Annotated in this window: 23 protein-coding genes; all 23 read left to right on the forward strand. The window is 52.3% G+C overall.

All coding sequences use genetic code 11. From position 1 onward, the window contains the following. Positions 1-9 precede the first annotated feature (9 nt). The 23 genes from ACLIBF_RS09825 to ACLIBF_RS09935 all read left to right on the forward strand — a co-directional run bounded on the left by ACLIBF_RS09825 (position 10) and on the right by ACLIBF_RS09935 (position 21439). Positions 10-1359 carry an anti-CBASS protein Acb1 family protein gene (locus tag ACLIBF_RS09825; protein ID WP_448309622.1) on the forward strand — a complete coding sequence of 450 codons (1350 nt, stop codon included), beginning with the start codon at positions 10-12 and terminating at the stop codon, positions 1357-1359. Next, complete coding sequence (locus ACLIBF_RS09830) at positions 1304-3076, forward strand: phage minor head protein (RefSeq protein ID WP_448309623.1); 1773 nt, start codon at positions 1304-1306, stop codon at positions 3074-3076. Before ACLIBF_RS09825 ends, ACLIBF_RS09830 begins: the two co-directional genes overlap by 56 nt. 13 nt (positions 3077-3089) lie before the next feature. Further along, the gene (locus tag ACLIBF_RS09835) at positions 3090-4364 is read left to right on the forward strand and encodes a hypothetical protein (protein ID WP_448309624.1); all 1275 of its coding nucleotides are present in this window, start codon (positions 3090-3092) and stop codon (positions 4362-4364) included. Continuing rightward, a complete protein-coding gene (locus tag ACLIBF_RS09840) occupies positions 4364-4816 on the forward strand; it encodes a gp53 minor capsid family protein (RefSeq protein ID WP_448309626.1) in 453 nt (150 codons plus the stop codon). Before ACLIBF_RS09835 ends, ACLIBF_RS09840 begins: the two co-directional genes overlap by 1 nt. A gap of 14 nt (positions 4817-4830) precedes the next feature. Further along, positions 4831-5928 (forward strand): major capsid protein, encoded by a 1098-nt coding sequence (locus ACLIBF_RS09845; RefSeq protein ID WP_448309628.1) that lies wholly within the window; start codon positions 4831-4833, stop codon positions 5926-5928. A gap of 9 nt (positions 5929-5937) precedes the next feature. After that, positions 5938-6237, forward strand: coding sequence for a hypothetical protein (locus tag ACLIBF_RS09850; RefSeq protein WP_448309629.1), 300 nt, complete (start codon positions 5938-5940; stop codon positions 6235-6237). A gap of 145 nt (positions 6238-6382) precedes the next feature. Continuing rightward, a complete protein-coding gene (locus ACLIBF_RS09855) occupies positions 6383-6874 on the forward strand; it encodes an HNH endonuclease (RefSeq protein ID WP_448309630.1) in 492 nt (163 codons plus the stop codon). 42 nt (positions 6875-6916) lie between these two features. Further along, complete coding sequence (locus tag ACLIBF_RS09860; protein WP_448309631.1) at positions 6917-7318, forward strand: DUF7370 family protein; 402 nt, start codon at positions 6917-6919, stop codon at positions 7316-7318. A 165-nt stretch (positions 7319-7483) separates the two neighbouring features. Then, entirely contained in the window at positions 7484-7831 is a 348-nt protein-coding gene (locus tag ACLIBF_RS09865) for a hypothetical protein (protein ID WP_448309632.1), read from the forward strand. 2 nt (positions 7832-7833) lie between these two features. Then, on the forward strand, positions 7834-8202 hold the full coding sequence (locus ACLIBF_RS09870) for an HK97 gp10 family phage protein (protein ID WP_316554242.1): 369 nt from the start codon (positions 7834-7836) through the stop codon (positions 8200-8202). Next, positions 8199-8582 (forward strand): phage tail termination protein, encoded by a 384-nt coding sequence (locus tag ACLIBF_RS09875; protein WP_448309633.1) that lies wholly within the window; start codon positions 8199-8201, stop codon positions 8580-8582. The genes ACLIBF_RS09870 and ACLIBF_RS09875 overlap by 4 nt, the downstream gene beginning before the upstream one ends. A gap of 24 nt (positions 8583-8606) precedes the next feature. Further along, complete coding sequence (locus ACLIBF_RS09880) at positions 8607-9350, forward strand: Ig-like domain-containing protein (RefSeq protein ID WP_448309634.1); 744 nt, start codon at positions 8607-8609, stop codon at positions 9348-9350. A gap of 50 nt (positions 9351-9400) precedes the next feature. After that, complete coding sequence (locus ACLIBF_RS09885; protein WP_425001114.1) at positions 9401-10078, forward strand: DUF6246 family protein; 678 nt, start codon at positions 9401-9403, stop codon at positions 10076-10078. Positions 10079-10086: 8 nt separating this feature from the next. Further along, complete coding sequence (locus ACLIBF_RS09890; protein ID WP_448309636.1) at positions 10087-10443, forward strand: hypothetical protein; 357 nt, start codon at positions 10087-10089, stop codon at positions 10441-10443. 56 nt (positions 10444-10499) lie between these two features. Further along, positions 10500-14198, forward strand: coding sequence for a tape measure protein (locus ACLIBF_RS09895; protein WP_448309637.1), 3699 nt, complete (start codon positions 10500-10502; stop codon positions 14196-14198). Between the two features lie 3 nt (positions 14199-14201). Continuing rightward, positions 14202-14555: a phage tail protein gene (locus ACLIBF_RS09900; protein WP_448309639.1), complete on the forward strand. Its 354-nt coding sequence runs from the start codon at positions 14202-14204 to the stop codon at positions 14553-14555. After that, positions 14552-14728, forward strand: coding sequence for a hypothetical protein (locus tag ACLIBF_RS09905; RefSeq protein ID WP_448309640.1), 177 nt, complete (start codon positions 14552-14554; stop codon positions 14726-14728). Before ACLIBF_RS09900 ends, ACLIBF_RS09905 begins: the two co-directional genes overlap by 4 nt. Further along, the gene (locus ACLIBF_RS09910) at positions 14725-15429 is read left to right on the forward strand and encodes a phage minor tail protein L (protein WP_159223545.1); all 705 of its coding nucleotides are present in this window, start codon (positions 14725-14727) and stop codon (positions 15427-15429) included. Before ACLIBF_RS09905 ends, ACLIBF_RS09910 begins: the two co-directional genes overlap by 4 nt. Then, positions 15429-16154: a C40 family peptidase gene (locus ACLIBF_RS09915; RefSeq protein ID WP_448309643.1), complete on the forward strand. Its 726-nt coding sequence runs from the start codon at positions 15429-15431 to the stop codon at positions 16152-16154. Before ACLIBF_RS09910 ends, ACLIBF_RS09915 begins: the two co-directional genes overlap by 1 nt. Next, positions 16097-16621 (forward strand): tail assembly protein, encoded by a 525-nt coding sequence (locus tag ACLIBF_RS09920; RefSeq protein WP_448309644.1) that lies wholly within the window; start codon positions 16097-16099, stop codon positions 16619-16621. The genes ACLIBF_RS09915 and ACLIBF_RS09920 overlap by 58 nt, the downstream gene beginning before the upstream one ends. A 102-nt stretch (positions 16622-16723) precedes the next feature. Continuing rightward, positions 16724-17278 carry an HNH endonuclease gene (locus tag ACLIBF_RS09925; protein ID WP_448309645.1) on the forward strand — a complete coding sequence of 185 codons (555 nt, stop codon included), beginning with the start codon at positions 16724-16726 and terminating at the stop codon, positions 17276-17278. Positions 17279-17320: 42 nt separating this feature from the next. Next, complete coding sequence (locus ACLIBF_RS09930; protein ID WP_448309646.1) at positions 17321-20455, forward strand: host specificity protein J; 3135 nt, start codon at positions 17321-17323, stop codon at positions 20453-20455. A 303-nt stretch (positions 20456-20758) separates the two neighbouring features. Beyond that, a complete protein-coding gene (locus tag ACLIBF_RS09935) occupies positions 20759-21439 on the forward strand; it encodes a hypothetical protein (protein ID WP_279856422.1) in 681 nt (226 codons plus the stop codon). Positions 21440-21481: the final 42 nt, after the last annotated feature.

Genomic DNA, 21481 nt, shown 5'->3' on the forward strand with positions numbered 1-21481 from the left:
GGACAAACCATGACTGACAAATTAACACTAGCCGTCAATCACGCGCTGAATGACGTCAGGCTTGCCCGTGCGCGCGCAATGGCATTCAGCCCCGGCATGGGGCTGGATGCGAAACGTGAGAGCGCATGGTGCGAGTACGGTTTCAAAGAAGAACTGACATTCGATGATCTGTACAAGCTCTATCGCCGCGGCGGCATTGCGCACGGGGCGGTTAATAAGCTGGTTACAAACTGCTGGAAGACAAACCCACAGGTTGTTGAGGGTGAGCAGTCAGACGACTCGCGAGAGATCACTGCATGGGAGCGAACCAGCAATCAGGTATTCACTCACCGTTTCTGGCGCACCTTTGCCAAAGCCGACGCTCGCCGCCTTGTCGGTCGATGGGCCGGCATCCTGCTTCACATCAAAGACAGCAAGAAGTGGGATGAGCCAGCTGTTAAAGGCAAAGCACTACAAAAGATAACGCCGGTTTGGGCGAGCGCATTGAAGGTAGGCGGCCGGGATAAAAACGGTGCCATCACAATGTGGCAATACACCGAATCTCTTTCTGATGGCAGCACAGCTCAGCGCAACGTTCATCCTGATCGCGTGCTGATTATCGGCGATATGTCAGAAGACGAAATTGGCTTCCTTGAGCCTGGCTATAACGCATGCGTCAGTCTTGAAAAGGTCGAGGGTGGTTCAGGTGAGTCATTCCTGAAGAACGCTGCACGTCAGCAGAATATTAACTTCGACAAAGACATCGATTTTAACAATCTGGCCTCGGTGTATGGCGTCACAGTTGATGAGCTTCAGGAACGCTACAACGAAGCAGCCAGAGAGATTAACCGCGGCAACGACACGCTGCTGATTACGCAGGGCGCGCAGGTCACATCGATGGTTAACGCCGTCTCTGACCCTTCGCCGACCTATGAAGTCAACCTAAAGACCTTCAGTGCTTCGGTAGATATTCCATCACGCATCATCGTTGGCAACCAGTCAGGTGAGCGAGCCAGCACTGAAGACCAGATTTATTTCAACAGCCGCTGCCAGTCGCGACGTGGTGACCTGTCGTTTGATATTGAGGACATGGTCGACAAGCTCACATCTCTGCAGGTAATCAAGCCGGTCGCGAAATTCAGCATCGTATGGGATGAGCTAAACGAGCAGTCACCATCAGACAAGCTGGATAGCGCAACGAAGATGAGCAACATCAACCAAACATCTCTGGCCTCAGGTGAGCAGGTGTTTACGGTTGATGAGATTCGCGTTGCTGCAGGATATGAACCGGGCGGCGGTGAGCCATTACCAGAGGATGAGGAAGATGGCGAAACTGAAGAAGAAGGCAAAGCCAGCAATCCTGCCCGGCAACAAGCTTGACCCGACCGGCGTTGACCGCCTTGAGCGCGGCGCAATGCGAGAATACGGCAGGCGCCTTAAGCAAATCAGCACGCGATACATCGAACTCCTTAACCGCATCCCGGCAGAGCCAGCAGTAAACCAGCGTTACACCTTCCAGTTAGACCCAACCCTGCTTTCAATGCTGCTGCAAAACGGCGATTCACTCGTTGATGAAATCCTGCTGCAGGGCGGCGAGTTCAATCCGTGGCTGTTTCAGGATTATGTTTCTCCATCTTATCAGCGTGGCACGGCGCAGGAGTTTGCCAACCTGTCTCAGCAATCTCCCGCGTACGAAGCCGATCGCGGCAGTGTGCAGGACATCCTTCTCAGTGATGCCTATCAAAGCCGGTTAGTTCTGGTGAGAGCCCGCACCTTTGAAGAGATGAAAGGACTGGCTGCGGATGTTAAGCAAGACCTGTCGCGAATCCTGACCGATGGAATGGGGCGCGGACAGAATCCGAAAGAAATAGCCAGACGGCTGCGTGACCAGATAGGTATTGAGCAGGGGCGGGCTAACCGCATAGCCAGGACGGAAATCACCACCGCGCTACGACGTGCCAGATGGGATGAGCATGACTCAGCCAAAGATGATTTGGGCCTGAACGTCAGGCTGCTTCATCTGTCTGCCCTGAGCGCCACAACCCGCCGGACGCACGCACTACGCCACGGCAACCTCTATACCTCAGAAGATGTCCGCGACTGGTACAGCATCAACGGTAACGCGATCAACTGCTACCTGCCTGACACAGAAGTGCAAGGCAGGTTTGTGGCTGGTTCAAAAACTTACTACAAGGGGATGGTCGTCAAGCTTGTGACTCGTAGTGGTCGCAACCTTACCGTTACCCCTAATCACCCCGTAATGACCGACAGAGGATTGATTGCCGCGAACGAAGTCACGGAAAGAGACAATCTTTTTGCATACAGCAGCAATGTCGAAAATTCTGTTGGGGTAGGTGACCTGAACGACCAGCATAGAGTATCCGCAGTTCAGGATGTCTTTAGCTCTCTGGTGGAGTCTGGTCATTCGATCCTTAGAGGGGTGAGTGCTGTAGATTTCCACGGCGACGGTAGTTCCTGCAATGGAGAGGTCAACATTGTAAGGTCCGACCGGCAACTGACCATTGCATGCGACACCCATACGAGCAAGATGCTCGATTATTTCGCTCTCAAACATACCAACTCTGTCAGCGCGTTGGTTCAGGGAACGTCTTTCTCTGACCTCATCGCTATCGACCTGTCCTCTCCGGACTTTGATAGCGGAGGCAGTAAGCAAACGCCTTTCTTCCGGAGTGGCAACCGAGAACCGGTTAATGGCTGCGGTGCTTCTTCCTCTACGCTCAACTCCTGCAGATTCGAGTCGCCGCTTAACAGCACTTCGGGAAGCGCCAATCTTTCTGGAGATAGCCTGCTCAGAGAGGCCGGACTGATAGAGATTGATGATGTTGTCAGTGTCGAGAGGTATTTCTTTGAAGGTCATGTTTATGATCTCGAAGAGGTGTCAGGCCTTATGATAGCCAATGAAATAATCGCAAGCAACTGCAAATGCTCTCAGGTCACTGTGCTGGTTGATGAGAAGGGTGTGCCGCTCAATTCCTCAGTAATCGATATCGCCAAAAAAGAGTTTACCCAGACATGGGGAAAACGCATGGCAACCAATAAATCACATCACTGCTGCGACCATAAGCACGCGGCTTAATCGAGAGATAACCATGACTATGCAGGTCAACGTCACCACCAGGGTGAACAGTCAGGCTATTCGCCGTGAAACGTATAACGGTCGGCCGCATCTGGTGCTGCCAAGTTACACGCTGCCAGCCAACGTTGTGATGAACGGCGGCCTGTATCCGGCATCTGAAATCGACGCACATTATCAGGGGCTGGAAGGCACGCTGGCGCCGCTCGGTCATCCGACTGTAGACGGTCAATTTGTCTCGGCCTTTTCGCCTGAAGGCATCAACGCCGGTCATATTGGCGCATGGAATCGCAACGTTAAGAAGTCCGGCAACCGCGTTTATGCGGAGAAGTGGGTTGATACCACCGTAGCGAACCAGAGTGAAGGCGGACGGGAGCTGCTTGAGCGCGTTGCCGCTATTGAGCGTGGCGATGACGTCCCCCCGATCCACACCAGTGTTGCTGTCTTTCTCGATCAACTGGAGTCCAGCGCAGAACAGAAGGCGCAGGGCATTGAGTGGGTCGCGAAGATTAACATGATGGACCACGACGCCATTCTGCTGCATGAGGTTGGCGCAGCGCAGCCCGAGCAGGGTGTTGGCCTGATGGTTAACGCTGACCAGGCGAAAACACTGCAATCCAATTCTGGCGCACTGATTGGCGAGTCCTGCCGCGAACGTGAGCACCGCCTTGAACAGGCAGCACGCGATAAGTTTGCAACCGGGCCGGACGATTATGCCTGGATTGCTGACTTCACTGATTCGCAGGCGATCGTCATCCGTAACGGGGGCGATGCGCAGGTTTACGGTTACACCACCGAAGGCGGCAAGATCACCTTTGACGATACCGGCTCAAAAGTCGCCCGCCAGGAATCATGGGTCGCCATCGTAGCCAACAAAGTCAAATCCCTTTTCACACCGCAGGATGCTCCTGCAACAAACCACCAAACGGAGGGCGATATGCCTTTAACCAAAGAAGAACTGGAACAGATTGGCACTATCGTCAGCGGCGCTATCGCTGCTAATAACGAAGCGTCACTGAAGCCCATTACTGAAGCACTGGCAGGCATCCAGGCCAATCAGAAAACGCTGTCAGATTCACTGACCGCCAACTCACGCGCTGAAGAGAAAACCAAGCGTGATGCTGTCGCCGCAGTACATGGCGAAATCGTCGCTAATGCTCTTTCAGGTGAAGCGCTGGACGCAATGTTTAAGTCTTTGGGTGAAGCTACCCACATCGGCACCAACAGTGCCAAAAACCCACCAGTGACCGGCGCACCGGATCCGGCTGCTTACTTCGGAGGTGCTGCGTAATGGCACGTTATCGTCGCGTTAATATCGACGGTCAGTCTCTGTACAAGACCGAAACCCGCGTTACTGCTGCAGCTCTGCTGCCGGGTACTGCGGCTGTCATCAACGACGACAATGAGTTTGCGCAGGCTACCGCGCTGGCTGGTCGTCTCTACATCATTGACGTTGCATACCATCAGGGCCTGAAAATCACCGAAGCCGTACCGGCTGGCGACTCCGCTGTAGGTAACTACGTGGAAGAAGGTCGTGAGCTGGCGCTACTGTGCGTTGCAGGCACCTATGGCAAAGACGACCCGATCAAACTTGGCACGAACGGTCAGTTCACCAAAGCGACATCTGATACCGATTCGGTTATCGGCTACAGCCAGGATGAAGCGACTATCGCCGCAAGCTCTACCGACTTTATCCGCGTGCGTATGCGCGTCGGCACCGTTGCCGCAGCTGCTGGCGCTTAATCAGGAGAATAAGAATGTATTTTACCGCTGAAACACTGGCTGCTAACAGCCGACTGCGCGGACATTGGAACGAGCTGTGGGCGAACCGTGACATCTTCAATGCTCAGCACGACATGATGGTTAACGCGTTTCGTACGCGCATGACGCATGAAATGCTGGCAGCGAATGCCATCGGCGGCTTTACCCGCGAGTTCTGGGCTGAGATTGACCGCCAGATTATTCAGATGCGCGATCAGGAAGATGGCATGGAAATCATCAACGACCTGATGGGCGTTCAGACCGTTCTTCCTATCGGCAAGACTGCGAAAATGTATAACGTATCAGGCGATATCGCAGATGACGTATCCATCAGCATTGATGGTCAGGCACCATATTCATTCGACCATACTGATTACGATGGTGATGGCGACCCGATTCCTGTTTTTACTGCTGGTTACGGCGTCAACTGGCGTCATGCTGCTGGCCTGAGCACTGTCGGTATCGATCTGGCGCTTGATTCTCAGGCCGCCAAGCTGCGTAAGTTCCATAAAAAGCGCGTGGATTACTACCTCAATGGCAGTGACGCAATCTCCGTCGATGGTATGAAAGGCCAGGGCATTCGCAACCACCGCAACACTTCCAAGATCAACCTCGGAAGCGGCGCTGGCGGTGCAAATATCGATCTGACTACGGCTACCCCGGCTCAGATGCTGGCCTTCTTCGGTCCAACTGGTGCCTTTGGTCTCAATGCTCGCCGCAACAAAGTCGCTGCTTATGACAAGTTGTGGGTGAGCGCCGAAATCTGGGCGAACATGTCCAAGCCTTACACCATTGAAGTTGGCAGCGGCTCGAATGCCTTTGTAAACGGCACCGTGCTGGATGCGATCGCTAAATTCATTCCTGCCCGAGAAATCACCCCGACCTTCGCACTTACCGGCAATGAATTCTTCGGCTACCAGCGCCGTCAGGACGTCATTTCTCCGCTGGTTGGTATGGCTGTTGGTACTGTGCCGCTCCCGCGTCCAATGCCGCAGAGCAATTACAACTTCCAGATCATGTCTGCAGAAGGTTTGCAGATTAAGAAGGACGGCGAAGGCCTGTCCGGCGTTGTCTACGGCGCGAACCTGGCTTAAGGAGAAATCATGGCTGATAAATACGAAGTGATTAAGCCGTGGCACGGCGTGGCAAAGGGTGACGTGGTGAAGCTTGAAACAGTGCATCCATCACTGAAGCCTCACGTCCGCAAGCTTTCCGACAAAGCATCGGCTGAGCTGGTTCCGGCAACACCTAGCGCCACGTCAGACAAGCAGGCCCGCAAAGATGCCATCACCAAGCGGCTGGATGAACTGGGTATTGAGTACAAAGGCAATCTCGGTGCTGACAAGCTGGCAGAGCTGCTGCCGGACGGTGAGCTGGAAAAGCTTTTCCCAACCGCTGAATAACAACCGCCGCGCTGGCGGTTTTTTTATGCCCTAGCAAAGGGATACATTGCTGCTAACCGAGCGTGTAGGTGATAAAATAGGCGAGCCGATGCATGCGCTAACATGACATCGACTCTAACCAATCATTACCTGTTCGGAGGTAGCAATGGCTAATCTCATTTTATCTGAACTCCTTGAGTACGATCCAACTTCTTGTTCTGGTCTTCGATGGAAGGTCAATCGCCGGGCTGTAAAAGCAGGAGATGTAGCCGGCGGCTTGAATAAAAAGAACGGTTATTACCATGTGAGGATAGGTAAATCACTGTTAAGGGCACATCGCATCATCTGGTCTCTCCATCATGGTGAAATACCTGAAGGCTTAGAGGTTGACCATATCGATGGCAGTCGCATTAACAATCAACTGGAAAACCTGCGGTTGGCGTCCAAGGCTGAAAACCAATGGAACGCTAAAAAGCTATGCACCAATACCTCTGGCGTGAAAGGGCTTTCTTATGAAGGTTCGCGAGACAGATGGATTGGGCAGGTGATCGTTAACGGGAAGCTTTTCAGCAAAAAGTCAAAACACCGTGACAAGGTTGAGGCTTGGCTGATTGAGTTCCGTGAAAAGTCACACGGAGAGTTTGCCAGACATCAGTGATGTGAGACCCGCCTCGGCGGGTTTTTCTTTTTGGGGGCTTGAATGGTAACTAGCGAGCAAGCCAAAGAGTACCTTGATAGTGTCGGCATAAACCTGCCTTCATTCATCCTGAGTGCTTTGGTAGAGCAGGCCAATAGCATCGAGACGTGTCTGTCTGCGAATTATTCTCCTGCAACCGCTCTGTTAATCCAGAGCTATTTAATTGGGCTCATGGCGTTGGCGCAGGGCGATAAATATATCAGCTCTCAGTCAGCCCCATCTGGCGCGTCGAGGTCATTCCGGTACGGCTCATTTGCAGATCGCTGGAAGGGTTCGCTTGGACTTCTGCGCGGCCTCGACAAAAACGGGTGTGCCACTGCATTGATACCCGCCGACCCAACTCAGCAGTCCTTTGCAGGCATCTGGATAGCGAAGGGCGGATGCATGTGTGGTGGGCGACAATGAGCTGGCTGCCGGCATCACAATTACCCAAGCCATTCGAGCGCGTCTGGGTGACAACTTCAAATGGTCGACAGACAACCGGCTATGTGAACAGCAGCGGTGAGTGGGTGATTAACTGCCCTCGCATTGCCGCTCAGAAGGGCACCGTGACGAGCTGGAGGAAATGACATGTCATCTTTAGCCAGTTGGTCATACACGGCTCAGGCGACCATCTGGAAACCTTTGGGACTGAATGAGTACGGCGACTCTCTTGGCTGGTCTGAGCCGCTGGTGATTGCCTGCGACTATCAGGGTGGGTTGAGTAAGCGGCTAGGGGTAATCGGCGGCGAGAAGGTAGTGAAGAACACTATTTGGACTGAGTATGCGCTGGCTAACGCTGGTGACTACATCCTGATTGGTGCATCGACTGAGCCGGATCCCATCGCGGCCGGCGCTGATGAAATCATGCAGTCAATTCAATACGCCGACACGTTTGAGCGTACCGCTGACGACTGGGCGATCATAACGGGAGTGTGAGCATGGGCGTGAAAGTTAAAGGCATCAAGCAGGTTTCACGCAACGTGAATCGCGCTATCGACAACATTCAGGATCGGAAGGTGGTCAGGGCGCTTACCAGCGCAATGATTGTCGGCGCTTCTCAGGCTGCCATCTATACGCCGATTGATACGTCATATTTGCTGAATAGCCAGTTCCGGGAGCTAACAGTGAATGGCACCCGCTATACGGGGCGTGTTGGTTATACGGCGGAATACGCGGCCTACGTTCATGATCCGGCATACCCGCAGCAGTTCCGGCGCGCCACGGCTGAGAAAGAGTTCCTCACCAAAGGGTTCGAAGACAGCCGCGATGTAATTGACCGTGTTGTACAAAGGGAGATGTCACTTTGAACCCTCCAATGCATACGCGCGTGCGAAATCACTTCGTTGATGCCGGGTTAACGGCTGGCTTCATCACGCAATTGCTGATGTGGAACGACACAGCCAAGCTGACCGATTCTTTCATGGTGTTCAGGCCAAATGGTGGCGGAAACATCAGGAGTCAACTAGGGGGCGATTATCATGTTCTAGTTGATGTGATTGGCGCTAAGAGTGCGAATGGCATAGCGGATCAACGCGTACAGGACATCATCGATTACATTCAGCAAAACCCAATGGCTGACTCTTGCGTTGGCTATCTGGAAAACCTCGGAGGCATTCCAGCCCCCGTCCTAACAACCGAAGGCCGCCTGGTCTATCGGCTTCAGTTTGTTGCCACATTCGGCAGCTAGATAAACGTTAAAGAGGAATTAAACATGGCTGAATGCCAGAACAGCAACGAACGTTTGTTCGGTGGCGCCATTGTGCTTGAAGTTGCCGATGGCTGCAGCGATGTGCTGCCGCAGGAGTCGGAATGGAAATCACTGGCGGCGGGTACAAGCAAGGGGTGGGACTTCTCGCCCAATACGGTGACATCAGATGCTGATGATGGCGACGGCTTTGTTGAGAGCATCATCACCAACTCTGACTTCACTATCAGTTTTGAAGGTGAGGTGCGCAAGAAGAGCAAGTTGGATCAGTATGGCGTTGGTCGCTTTATCAAATATTTTGCTGCTGAACTTAAAGCGCGCCGCCAGCCAGGCATCTGGGTTCGCATGGAATATGGCGAAGTCACATTCCAGGGGTACATGGTTGTTACCGCGCTGAGTTCTGACGGCGGCACGAATGACATCGTGACATTTACTACAGAGTTCAAAGTGGGCGATGCGACGACCATTCAGGTGCTAGACACTGACGAAACAATCCCGGCAACTGGCGTTACGGTTACACCGGCTACGGCATCACTCGCTGTTGGCGCGACCCGTCAATTGACTGGCGCAGTACAGCCAACAGATGCAACCGATCGCTCCGGCACATGGACAACTTCAGATGCTACCAAAGCAACGGTGAACAGCACTGGCCTTGTTACCGCTGTGGCTGCTGGCTCCGCAACGATCACCTTCAAATCCAATGACGGTAATTTCACTGCAACATCCGCTGTAACAGTAACTGCTTCGTAAACATTCCAAAGGGCTGTTTATCAGCCCTTGATAATATTTATGGAGGCAATATGGTTCCCGCAAAAGAAATCGGCGAATGCCTTGTGTCAGTCAGCGACCGTGACTACTTTTTCAGGCCTTCATTCATCAACATGATGAAAATTGGTGATCCGGAAGAGGTTGTCCAGGCATTCCATTACCTGCATAACGATGAATTCTCGTCACTGATGCGCAAAGCCATTGATGCTTATGGCAGCGTGCCAAAATGGCTTAGTAAGTATTTGGCATCCCCTCAATTCAGTAAGCAATCGGTATACGCCGCAATTAGCGTGCTGACTGCCTGCACAGATCAAGACCCAAGCCCGCTGATTGGCGAATTGCGAGTTGGAAAGTCGGGTAAATGGTCTTTTGTATATCGAAAGGGGACTATGCCGGTTGGTGACATGATCCTAATCGCCCAATCACTTATTCAGCACGGAATCATCGGAAAAGCTAAAGTTCGCAAACTCCAGCGGCACGAAGGCGGGCAAGCATCCTCAGAGTTCAATGCTTTCGAATACATCAGTGCAGCACGCACTCATTTGGAAATGAGTCGCGATGAGGCTGAAAAACTCACGATGACCGAGTTTCAAATGCTGCTGGCCGCAAAGTTTCCGGATCAGAAAGGTTTCACGAAAGAAGAGTATGACGCAGTTGCCGATGATTACCTGGCTAAGAAAGCAAGGAAGCTCGCAAAGGCTAATGCCTGAACAGTTGCATGTCATTGCACTTTATTGATGCTAGGATTTATCCCACTGTTACTTTTGGAAATATGGGAATGAAAAAACTAATTCTGGGCGCAATGGCGGCGGCGTTGCTTTCTGGCTGCGTTTACACCGGCACAAACTTTGATGAGTCGAAGCTGGCAAGCGTTCACAAAGGAGAAACCACGAAGCAAGAAGTGATCTCCTATTTTGGCAATCCATCTACCACCACCGTTGATTCGGATGGTAACGAATTGATGATGTGGACTTACAGCATAGGCAGCGCTTTCGGCGCAGATGCAAAGGTGCTCACAGTCAAAACACATAACGGTACAGTCGAATCTTACTCGGTCAGCAAATCGAAAATATAAATTCGGTATCGAACACATAACCTCGCTCAGGCGGGGTTTTTTATTGCCTGGAGATCATGATGGCTGGTGCATACAACGCAGGCAGTATCATTTATGAAGTTGATATGGAGACGGCTAATCTCATCGCTGCGCGGAGAGAAGTCGATGCTGCGTTAAGCGGTATGAGCGGCAGCATGGGTCGGCTTGAAGCCAACGTTAACAAAACAGAAAAGTCGATTTCTTCCATGGAAGGTGCTGTTTCAAGCCTGACAGGAGTTGCTAAAGGTCTTCTTACTGCGCTATCAGTTCACCAAGTCGCGGAATGGGGGAATGAGTGGGTAACGGTCAATAACAAGCTTATAAACTCAGTACGCACCACAGAGCAACTTGCTGTCGTGACACAGCGCGTATTCGACATAGCGCAAAGCACACGTTCAGGACTTGAAGCAACCGCCACCCTTTACGGGCGCCTTGAGCGTTCAACTCGCAGCGCCGGAACAAGCACTAAAGACCTGATCACGCTGACATCTACCATCAATAAAGGTCTGGCCGTTTCAGGCGCCACAACTGAAGAAGCCAGTTCTACAATGACGCAACTATCCCAGGCGCTCGCTTCCGGGGTTCTGCGCGGTGAAGAATTTAACTCCATTTCAGAGAACGGTAGCCGCCTGGCTGTAGCACTAGCTGATTCACTCGGCGTCACCATTGGTCAGTTGCGTGCCATGGCTGCCGAAGGAAAGCTAACCACTGAAGTGGTCGTTAACGGCCTGCTCAAACAGAGCGACGCAATCGCTAAAGAGTTTTCTAATACGGCGACTACAATGAGCCAGGCGTTTACGATCGCCACCAACAACATCACTAAGTTCGTTGGTGAGAGCTCAACCGTATCCACAGGCATTAAGGCTTTTAACTCGGGGATCATTTCCCTCTCCCAAAACCTCGACACCATTAGCGCAGCTCTTGTGACGCTGACTGTTGCTATGGGTAGTCGATTTGCTGGCGCGCTGGCTATGGCCACTGCCGCAAAATTTAAAGATACAGCTGCTACTATCGCATCAGCTAAAGCATCCGAAGTTGCTGCCAAAGACGCTGAGTTAGAGGCGTCAGCTAAATTACGTCTCGCCAACGTTGAGAAGGCGGCAACCATTCAGACACTGCAGCTAGCAGAAGGTCGCTTGGCTACCATGCGCAGCACGCAGGCATCTGTTTCGGCGGAAGTGAAGTTAGCGGAGGCAGAATCAGCATCAATCCGTACCACCATTGCTCAGATTGAGTCCGAGAAAGCGTTAGAAACTCAGCGTTTACGCGCTCAGATTACTGATCAGGGGCGCATTGCCACTGCTACCCGCATGGCACAGTTACAGCAGGCATCGGCAGCATTAAATGCGCGCCTTGCAGCGGCTGAAACAGCCACAGCAGAAGCCAGAGCAGCCGCTATTGCTTCGGCAGAGGCATCAGTAAGTGCCGCGCGTCTTGCCGCTGCTGATGCAACTGGCGTTGCCACGGCTGCCAATGGCCGGTATATCGCATCTCAGGAAGCATCATTGATTGCCACTCGTGCCGCCTCAACTTCTCTTGGCTTACTGCGTGGAGCACTGGGTCTGGTCGGCGGACCCGCAGGCGTAGCCATGCTTGCAGGTGCGGCAATCTTCTATTTCTGGCAGCAGTCACAACAGGCGAAACAGGAAGCGATTTCTTTCGCCGATGGCGTAGACCGCCTGACCGACTCGCTCAAGGCAATGAGTAATACCTCGCTTCGTGGCACGATCGCCGATGCAAATACTGCATTGCGAGGCCAGCAAGATGTTGTGTCAGACCTCAAAGATGAAATCGCTGAACTGACCAGAAAGAGGGATGAGGCTGAGGCGTCAGGGAAAAAGTACGGGACCACGATAGAGCAAGGTAACGGACTGTTATTGCGTGCAGCCCAACTAACTGATCAGATTAACCAGAAACAACGTGATCTGGAAAACACCGAAAGCAAATTAGCTAACACCACAAAATTACGCGACGACGCGCAGGTCACGCTGAGCAACAACATGCTGACAGCCATGGGCATTCACGACAAGCTAATTGAGCGTGGCACCACACTCGAGAGAGTTCAGGGTGCAGTTGCGAAAGCATTTGGCACAACTGCTGACGAGATCAACCGTGCCAGCCAAGCTGGTCAGACTTACAACCCAAAATCACTACAGGTTTCCCCAGCGACCCCGAAAGGTGATGAGGCGATCTTGGGGCTTGAGCAGCAAAATGAGTTGCTTAAAATTCAGGATGAACGCCTTCGCGCTGTCACTAAGGCTGGCATGGAGCAAGCCAAGGTAACCAGCAACCCGAATCAGATTGCAGCTGCTAAACGCCTTGCAGGGGAGAACTTCGATCTCCAGCAGGCCGAAGACGCCAGAAAGAAATCGGCATCTGATGCAGAATCTCAAGCTAAACGGTCGGCATCATCGGCAGAGTCAGTAGCCGAAAAACTGGCAAAACTGAAAGAGCAGTCTGAACTGGCAGGTGAATCGACCCGTCAGTTAAGCAGAGACCAGGCCATACTGACGGCTCAACAATCCCTTGGGTCATCAGCCACCCCGGAGCAAGTTAAGCTTGCTGGAGAATATGCCGCAGCCAAATGGGACACTGGCAATGCAATTCGCGCTCAAGCTGCGGCAGAAAAAATTCTGCCTGAAGCGCGGGAAAACGCGAGTTACAAGCAGGATTTAGAGGATCTAAAGACTGCGCTGTCAGCTAAGAAAATCACTCAGCAGCAGGCCGATGCAACCGCTGAGCAACTGGAGAAGCAACACCAGATCAATATTGCCAAAATCCGAGCGCAGCAGGCAGTTTCGCCTGCGCAGGAAGCCGTTGGCACTGTAGATCCTGTCCAGCAACTTGCCAATCAAAACGCTCAAAAGCTCGCACTCATACAGCAGTTCGAGCAACAGAGATTAGTTACTGAGCAGCAGGGCTTGGCGTTGCGGAATGCTGCTAATACTGAGTATGAGCAGCAGAGAATTGCCGCGCAATGGGAAATCTACCGTAGCCAGAGTCAGTCTAATGAACTTCTTGCGACCGCTATAGACTCTCTTCAGGGCGGGGCGTCAAACGCTATCACAGGCCTGCTTAACGGCACGCAAAGCCTTGGAGAAGCATTTGCCAACATCGGTAGCACCATTCTGAACTCAGTGGTTAGTAGTTTGGTTCAGATGGGTCTTGAGTGGGTTAAATCGCAAATCATCGGTCAGACAGCCCAGCAGGCGGCGATACTCTCCAATCAGGCCACATCAGCCGCAGCGCTGGCATCATCAACCGCAATGGGCGCAGCCTCCGCCGCAACGCTGCTTGCTGCGTATTCTCCGGCTGCAATGGCCGCATCGATAGCCACTTCAGGAGGTGCCGCCGCAGCTGGATTAACTGGTTACACAACAGCAATGACAGCGGCTCAGACAATGTCATTGGCCGGTATGCGTGAGCACGGCGGGCCCGTCAATGCCAGCAGCATGTACCGGGTAGGTGAGGGAGGAAAGCCTGAAATCTTCAAAGCCAGCAATGGCAGCCAGTACATGATTCCCGGCGACAATGGATCGGTAATCAGCAACCGGGATATTGGCGGTGGGGGCGGTGCCGGCGGTGGACTGGTGATGAACTTCAACTTCGACATTCAAACCACTGGTGGCGTTGACGAAGCCACGCAGAAGCAGATGGCGCAAATGATGCAGACCGTTGCCATTCGCACTATCAAAGACCAGCAGCGGCCTTCAGGTTTACTCAGTAAAGGTAGATAACCCATGCCAGAAACTTTCACATGGAGTCCTCAAAAGGGCTTCACGGGCGATCGTACGCCTGATGTAGCCGTAGTAAAGCTGGGCGATGGTTATGAGCAGCGGCAGGTTAAGGGTATCAATCCGCTGATGGGGCGGTACCAGCTGACTTTCGTTGGCTTCGACGATGCCAAATGCTCACGATCTAACGCAGCTAAAGCGGCCGATGCGTTCCTGAAAGCGAGGATGGCTGTCGAAGCATTCTACTGGACGCCATCCGATACCGGCGTGCAGAGACTGTATGTATGCCGGTCATGGTCACTGAAGAAGACAGGCAATCAGCATGAACTGACGGCCACGTTTGAGCAGGTGCCTCGATGACATTAGAACAAAGAATTGAATATCTGGAACTCAGAGACAGGAATACAAGGGAGATGCTTGAGCGTCTTGGTAACGTAGTAGATTCTCTGTCGGATTGCCTTGAAGTTCTTGTCGCTGAGTTTGACAGAAATAAAGACACATTGATGGCACCTGAAAAAGAGATGTCGCGATGAGAGACATACCAGCAGAACTGATTATCGAGAGTACTGACTCTGGCGTAGGCGCAATGCTCGACCTGTTCGAGGTGGACCTGCAGTCATTCGGTGGGGATGTCATCCGCTTCCATGCAGGCACGAACGGCTATTACGGCGATGTCATCTGGCAGGGCCGACAGTACTCAGCGTATCCGATCGCTGTTGAAGGATTCGAAACCAAGTCAGAAGGCACCTACTCGCGCCCGACGATGAAGGTAGCGAACATCACCGGTCTCATCACCGGTATCAACCACGACTTCGATGATGCATTGGGTGCGGTGGTGACGCGCCGTCAGGTGCTGGTAAAGCATCTCGATGCGGTGAATTTCCCGAATGGTAATGCAGATGCAGATCCGACTATGGAAGCTGTATCTCGTTACGTCATCGAGGAGATGGCTGAAGAGACATTCGAGACCGTGACCTATAACCTGGCGACACCGGTTGACTGCGATAATGCCATCATACCGGCGCGAACCATTCTGGCTGATGTTTGCCAGTGGGTATACCGCGGCGACGGCTGTGGCTATTCAGGCGGGCCGGTGGCCGATGAGAAAGATAACCCAACCTCAGACATGTCACGCGATAAGTGCTCAAAGCACCTCACTGGCTGCCGCATGCGATTTCCTAAACCTGAACCGCTTCCCTATGGTGGCTATCCCGGCTCTTCAAAGGTGTCCTGATGATTGAAGATGAATGCCTGGTCTATGCGGCTTTATCCCGTGATGAAGTGTGTGGACTGATTATTGATGGCGATCGGTTCATGCGCTGTGATAACCAGCATCCGGACCCGGGGCAAAAATTTCGCATAAGCGATACAGACTGGATGAGAGCAGAGGCGGCGGGAGAAATCACCGCCGTTTTTCATTCCCATCCGGAGCCAAAACTCGTTCTTTCGGCTGCCGACAGGGTGGCGCAGATATCTACCGGCATTGAGTGGTGGCTGGCAAGCGCCGGCAGGCTTCGAAAGTTCCGACCGGTACCGCATTTGCTGGGCCGCCGGTTCGAGCATGGCGTGATGGATTGCTACACGCTTTTCCGGGACGCCTACCATCTGTGCGGTATCGACCTCCCAGACTTCAAGCGAACTAACGGATGGTGGGTGAGGGGTGAAAACCTCTACCTGAAGAATATGGCTGTCAACGGATTTTACGAAGTTACTCCGGCCGACATTCTGCCGGGGGATGTCATCATTCGACGCGCATTCCCTGAGTCAGACCCTTGCCACGCAATGCTCTGGCTCGGGGGCAACACCGTACTCCATCACGAACTGGCCGGGCGCCTCAGCCGCCGCGAACCATACCGGCAAGCCTATGTAAGCCTGACGCACTCTATATGGAGGCATGAACAATGCTCATCTTTAGATTTGCGGGGAATCTCCGACGACATTTCCGCCAAATCACTCTGAACGTCGATACACCCTCGCAAGGCCTGCGCCTTCTGCTTGCTCAATGCCCCGAATTCAAACGCGATTTCTATAAAACCCGTCTGCGCCTTCGCATCGATGGCGGTGACGTGTCACAGGATAACCTCGAGTTCCACATGAACCGGCACCTTAAAGACGGCGCGACAGTCCTCTTTGTGCCGATTGTTGAAGGGGCAATCAGCGCAGTAGCTGCAGTGTGGATCATGGTGGCCGTCACGGTCGCCTCGGTTGCTTACTCGCTCTATATGACCTCACACATGAAGACGCAGAGCGCCGCAGACCAGGACACAAACTCCATTACCAACAACTCGTTCACCAGCGCAGAGAACCGAATCGGCCAGGGCCGGGCGGTTCCAATTCTTTTGGGTGAGATGGTAGTAGGGTCGAACGTAGTCAGCCTCGGTATTGATACATCAAATACCGATAATTGGGACGAGATTATTAGTTAAATCATTATGTTGTAGATAGTCCAGGTGATAAAATAAACAAGCCGGAAATGATGGTGGAACATCAATCCGGCTCTAACCACACAACCTGAATCGGAGGTCATAATGGCTGAGTACAGTTTACATGATTTGTTTGTTTATGACGAAGCATCACCCAGCGGGCTAACATGGAAAATTACTGCAAATAACAGCACGGCAAGAGCTGGCAGCCATGCTGGAAAAATAAAGAAATATGGCAGCAATGAGTATTGGTCAGTTTCTTTTCGCCGAAAACAATACAAAGCCCATCGAATTGTGTGGCAGTTATTGAGTGCATCGCCATTATTGCCAGAGCAATTGATAGACCATAGAGATGGAGACGGGTTGAATAATCTGATAGCCAATCTCCGGGTTACTGATAAGGCAGTTAACAGCAGAAACAGCAGACCTAGAGGCATAAAGACAACAAGCGGACTGCCCTCTGGTATTTGCATGCATGCGGACGGCCTGAGCTATAGAGCTCGAGTCAGTGACCTGAAGGGGAGGAGAATTTCAAAGTCATTCTCCCTTTCCAGACATGGACCAGATAGCGCCCTCAGGCTTGCAATTGAATGGCGTGAGAGTCGGATAAAAGAGTTGAACGATTTAGGTGCTGGATATACAGAGCGGCACGCAAAATAAAAACCAGACCACCTTCGGGTGGTTTTTTTATGGAGTAAATTCATGAGCGGTGGCGGCGGCGGTGGGAGCACTCCTCGTTTAATAGACGACAACCTTAAAAGTAAGCAGTACCTGAAGGTCCTTGATTTGATAAGCGAGGGTCCGATAGCTGGCCCGGTAGACCAGAACCACCTTTCCTCGTTCATGGTGAATAAAACGCCCGTCACTGATGCAGCTGGCAACGTCACAATCAACGGAGTCAGCGTGGCGTGGCGGCCGGGTTCTGCAAATCAGGCGCCGATCACCGGCTTTGACGCGATTGAAGCGACCACGGTCGTCAATACAGACGTAACGCAGAGCACACCGCTGGTACGTACGGTAACTGACACTGACGTGACTCGCGTGCGAATGAACATCGGTGTAACCGGTCTGGTAGAGCAGGATACCAAAGGCAACCAGCACGAAACCTCGGTGACCATGGTGATCGAGACGCGCAACGGTTCGGCCGGCTCATGGAATATCCAGAAGACAGTGACTATCAGCGGGAAAATATCAGGCGAGTACCTTGAGGCGCATATCATTGATGCTCCGGTGCAGAAGCCATTTGATATCCGTCTGCGCCGCGTCACTGCTGACAGCTCCAGCGACCTGCTTACTAATGGAACGATCTGGAACAGCTTTACTGAAATCACCGACGATAGCCTGTCATACCCATATTCGGCCGTAGCCGGCGCAGTGATTGACCGGGACCAGTACACCGACACGCCTACCCGCACATATCATCTGCGAGGTTTGATTGTCGATGTGCCGGATAACTATGACCCGATCGCCAGAACATACACTGGCATCTGGACCGGCGGGTTTAAATCCGCATGGACCAATAATCCCGCATGGCTGTTTCGCGCTTTAGTAAAAAATACGCGTTATGGGCTGGCGCGCCGGGCAGGCTACATCGATGTTGATGATGGCAGCTTGTATATCCTGTCTCAATTCTGCGATCAGCTTGTCGATGATGGCTACGGCGGCAAAGAACCGCGCTTCACCTTGAACGCTTATATCACTGAGCAATCCAGCGCCCGCGATATTCTCGACAAGATTGCAGGCATGTTCCGCGGCATTGCTCTGTGGGACGGCATGCGCTTCTCAATCATGCTGGACAACCCGCAGGACCCGGTGGCAGCTGTAACCAACGCCAGCGTTGTGGATGGGCTGTTTACTTACAGCTCCATGAAACGCTCAGAGCGCTTTAACGCCGTGGTAGTGTCCTGGACTGACCCAAACAACGGATGGGAGCAGGTCAAAGAATACGTCTCTGATGACCAGATGATTGACCGTTACGGCTATAACGAAACGACGCTGGAAGCCTTCGGTTGCACCTCCCGCGGGCAAGCTTTCCGGGCCGGGAAATGGCTGCTGGAAACCTGCAAGAGAGAGACCAAAAAAGTCACTTTCAAGATGGCGCGAGATGCTATCGCCTTCATCCCGGGCGATGTCATTGAGGTCATGGATAATGACTATGCCGCCACAAGACTTGGCGGCCGCATCATTTCTCATAGCGGAGCCGTGATAACTGTGGATGCCGATGTTTCATCTCTGGCCAGCGGCGGCGACACAATGTCGCTGATGGGCTCGAATGGCAAATTCACACGCTATCCGATCGCATCAGTTTCTGGTCGAATCATCACCCTGCGCACTGCGCCGAACTGGGTTAAAGATGGAACGATATTCGTCATCTCTACCGGTGACGTGGCAACGCGCCTGTTTCGCGTTATGGGAGTCTCTGAAGACGAAAATAACTCTGTCTACAGCATCTCAGCAACGCTCTATGACCCGAACAAGCAGGCAGTGGTGGATGATGGCGCGGTATTCGAAACGCCTAACGATACCCTCAATGGATATCGTGTCCCGAACATCGAAAACCTGCGGATCATCAACGTCAACAGCGAGACTATTCAGGTCACAGCAACCTGGCAGACAGCGACGCTGACCAAGAAAATCGTGTTCGAACTCTATGTTTATAACGCGGACGGGAAGGTGGTTGCTCAGTACGAAACAGACCAGTTTCGCTATGACTTCTATGGACTGGATGCCGGTATCTATACGCTGGGCGTGCGTGGCCGTAATGAAAACGGCATGAAGGGTGCCGAAACTCAGGTCAGCCTGGTGATTGGCGCACCTTCTGCACCTTCGTTCATACAGTGGACACCAGGCATCTTCTCGGCCGATATCGTGCCGGTGATGAATGTCAGCGCAACAACAGATACTACATTCGAATTTTGGTACACAGGGGAGGTGCCGGCCAGCTCAATCGGTGCCGTGGAGACGGAGGCGCAGTTTCTCGGCAGGGCTTCACAGTGGACACTGCATGGCCTGAAGGCTGATAAAACCTACTACATGTACGTCAGGACCAAAAACGCGTTTGGCGTGTCGCCTTTCGTGCAGGTATCGGGTCAGGCATCTTCCGACATCCCTGGTATGATTGATTACATCGATAAGGCGATAAGAGAGTCGGAAGCATTCGACCGTCTTACTTCCAACATTGATACGAACATTGAGGGGATACTGCAGAACGCCCTGAACCTTGATGCATCTGTCGATCACCAATTCGAAGCTTACGGACGCAACCGCGCCGATATCATCTCTGTAAGCCAGACGGTTGCAGACAATAACAGCGCCTACGCTCAGAAGTTTGAGCAAATTCAGGCGCAGTCAGACCAGAACACAGCATCTGTGCAACAGGTTTCCAGCGCTTACTCTGACCTCAGCGGCAAACTTTCTGCCCAGTGGGGCGTGAAGGTGCAGGTAGACAATAACGGCAACAAATACGTTGCTGGCATGCAGTTGGGTGTTGAAGGGAATGGCGGCACAACTCAATCATTTGCTTTATTCAGTGCCGACAACTTTGGCATCTACAACACCACCAACGGCACCTATCAGCTCGCATTCACCGCCGTTAACGGACAGGTGTTTATGCGGGACGCCTTCATTAACTACGCATCAATAACACTTCAAAAAGTCGGATCTTGGTATTCAGCAAACTATGTAGCCGGGCAGACGGGAACGATAATGCGATCTGATGGGAGCTTCGAATTGAACGGAAGCGAGTCTGGGCAAGGCAGGATGGTGCAGAGTAATAACCAGATCAGCGTTTATGACGGTAATGGTGTTCTGCGCGTCAGGATGGGGAAATTAAGCTAATGGCATACGGATTTGGAACATGGGATGCCAATGGGGTCGATAACAATACCGGGCTCGTTAAAGTAAATGCGCTCGGTGTTATGTCCATTGACGCTACAAGTAATTACAGCCAGGTATTTTCATTGACTTCTGGATACTCCCTGGATTATCTATTTCAGCCCAACGGGAATAGGAGTGGCAATGGCAGAAAGAGGATATATGCAAGCGGAGCCAGTATGGTTGTCACTCAGGTATCAAGTTCGGATTTTTCTACAGGCACCGTTCCTAATGTCCCCGGAAATATTCTGGTATTCGTGAGGTAGTATGGCATACGGAGCTATTCTGACAGACGCTGCAGGAGTTCCTTTTTATATTGGGGACACAATGCCACTTACCCTTTTAGAAAAACGCGTGCTGAATGTTCCACAAGCGTCAGGGAGCGGCGAAGTAATAAACCTCTTCAGTAATGATGGAGCCATCAGGTTTGTTTTTGTAAACAGTAATGGAGCCCAGGGTAGCGCTCAAAACACCTGTGAAGCGCTGGAGTTATCTAGTGGAGTTTGGAGCTTACGCTGCGCTGGCGCGTCAAGAAAAGTCAGCGTTTATATTTTCGGCTATCAGTTTCAGCCAGTTCCTGCCTGGGGTATTCAGATTAATGACTCTCAGGGCAGGTGCATTCTAACAAATGAAACGAAAGTACTTCGAGACGTTCAGAAGCTGGGCGATGAAGGATCAGATACAGGCTCAGGCTTTAACGCCAACTTCATGCTAACTGGGGAGTGGGCTGTAGTTCCAGCCTATACTGGAAACTATACCGGGACGGTAAGCCAGGGCGGCCAGGTGTATCCGGTTGTTGCACAGTTTGCAAGTAGTGCAAGATTCAACGGTAGCACGACGCAAATTACCAGCGGCTATATTGGCAACCTTAATACAGGAGGCGGAGGCTCCGGCACCCTTACCAACTACCGAAACCGCTTGGTAGCTGTAAATGTTCAGAGATATTAGGATTTTCGATCTTAATGATTGATAAATAAAGTTGATGATATT

The organism is Pantoea sp. PGP6 (assembly GCF_053474785.1).

Excerpts from the sequence above, each read along its gene's own strand:
- ACLIBF_RS09825 (WP_448309622.1), top strand. The coding sequence starts at position 10 with ATGACTGACAAATTAACACTAGCCGTCAATCACGCGCTGAATGACGTC.
- ACLIBF_RS09830 (WP_448309623.1), top strand. The coding sequence starts at position 1,304 with ATGGCGAAACTGAAGAAGAAGGCAAAGCCAGCAATCCTGCCCGGCAAC.
- ACLIBF_RS09835 (WP_448309624.1), top strand. The coding sequence starts at position 3,090 with ATGACTATGCAGGTCAACGTCACCACCAGGGTGAACAGTCAGGCTATT.
- ACLIBF_RS09840 (WP_448309626.1), top strand. The coding sequence starts at position 4,364 with ATGGCACGTTATCGTCGCGTTAATATCGACGGTCAGTCTCTGTACAAG.
- ACLIBF_RS09845 (WP_448309628.1), top strand. The coding sequence starts at position 4,831 with ATGTATTTTACCGCTGAAACACTGGCTGCTAACAGCCGACTGCGCGGA.
- ACLIBF_RS09850 (WP_448309629.1), top strand. The coding sequence starts at position 5,938 with ATGGCTGATAAATACGAAGTGATTAAGCCGTGGCACGGCGTGGCAAAG.
- ACLIBF_RS09855 (WP_448309630.1), top strand. The coding sequence starts at position 6,383 with ATGGCTAATCTCATTTTATCTGAACTCCTTGAGTACGATCCAACTTCT.
- ACLIBF_RS09860 (WP_448309631.1), top strand. The coding sequence starts at position 6,917 with ATGGTAACTAGCGAGCAAGCCAAAGAGTACCTTGATAGTGTCGGCATA.
- ACLIBF_RS09865 (WP_448309632.1), top strand. The coding sequence starts at position 7,484 with ATGTCATCTTTAGCCAGTTGGTCATACACGGCTCAGGCGACCATCTGG.
- ACLIBF_RS09870 (WP_316554242.1), top strand. The coding sequence starts at position 7,834 with ATGGGCGTGAAAGTTAAAGGCATCAAGCAGGTTTCACGCAACGTGAAT.
- ACLIBF_RS09880 (WP_448309634.1), top strand. The coding sequence starts at position 8,607 with ATGGCTGAATGCCAGAACAGCAACGAACGTTTGTTCGGTGGCGCCATT.
- ACLIBF_RS09885 (WP_425001114.1), top strand. The coding sequence starts at position 9,401 with ATGGTTCCCGCAAAAGAAATCGGCGAATGCCTTGTGTCAGTCAGCGAC.
- ACLIBF_RS09890 (WP_448309636.1), top strand. The coding sequence starts at position 10,087 with ATGTCATTGCACTTTATTGATGCTAGGATTTATCCCACTGTTACTTTT.
- ACLIBF_RS09895 (WP_448309637.1), top strand. The coding sequence starts at position 10,500 with ATGATGGCTGGTGCATACAACGCAGGCAGTATCATTTATGAAGTTGAT.
- ACLIBF_RS09900 (WP_448309639.1), top strand. The coding sequence starts at position 14,202 with ATGCCAGAAACTTTCACATGGAGTCCTCAAAAGGGCTTCACGGGCGAT.
- ACLIBF_RS09905 (WP_448309640.1), top strand. The coding sequence starts at position 14,552 with ATGACATTAGAACAAAGAATTGAATATCTGGAACTCAGAGACAGGAAT.
- ACLIBF_RS09910 (WP_159223545.1), top strand. The coding sequence starts at position 14,725 with ATGAGAGACATACCAGCAGAACTGATTATCGAGAGTACTGACTCTGGC.
- ACLIBF_RS09915 (WP_448309643.1), top strand. The coding sequence starts at position 15,429 with ATGATTGAAGATGAATGCCTGGTCTATGCGGCTTTATCCCGTGATGAA.
- ACLIBF_RS09920 (WP_448309644.1), top strand. The coding sequence starts at position 16,097 with ATGCTCATCTTTAGATTTGCGGGGAATCTCCGACGACATTTCCGCCAA.
- ACLIBF_RS09925 (WP_448309645.1), top strand. The coding sequence starts at position 16,724 with ATGGCTGAGTACAGTTTACATGATTTGTTTGTTTATGACGAAGCATCA.
- ACLIBF_RS09930 (WP_448309646.1), top strand. The coding sequence starts at position 17,321 with ATGAGCGGTGGCGGCGGCGGTGGGAGCACTCCTCGTTTAATAGACGAC.
- ACLIBF_RS09935 (WP_279856422.1), top strand. The coding sequence starts at position 20,759 with ATGGCATACGGAGCTATTCTGACAGACGCTGCAGGAGTTCCTTTTTAT.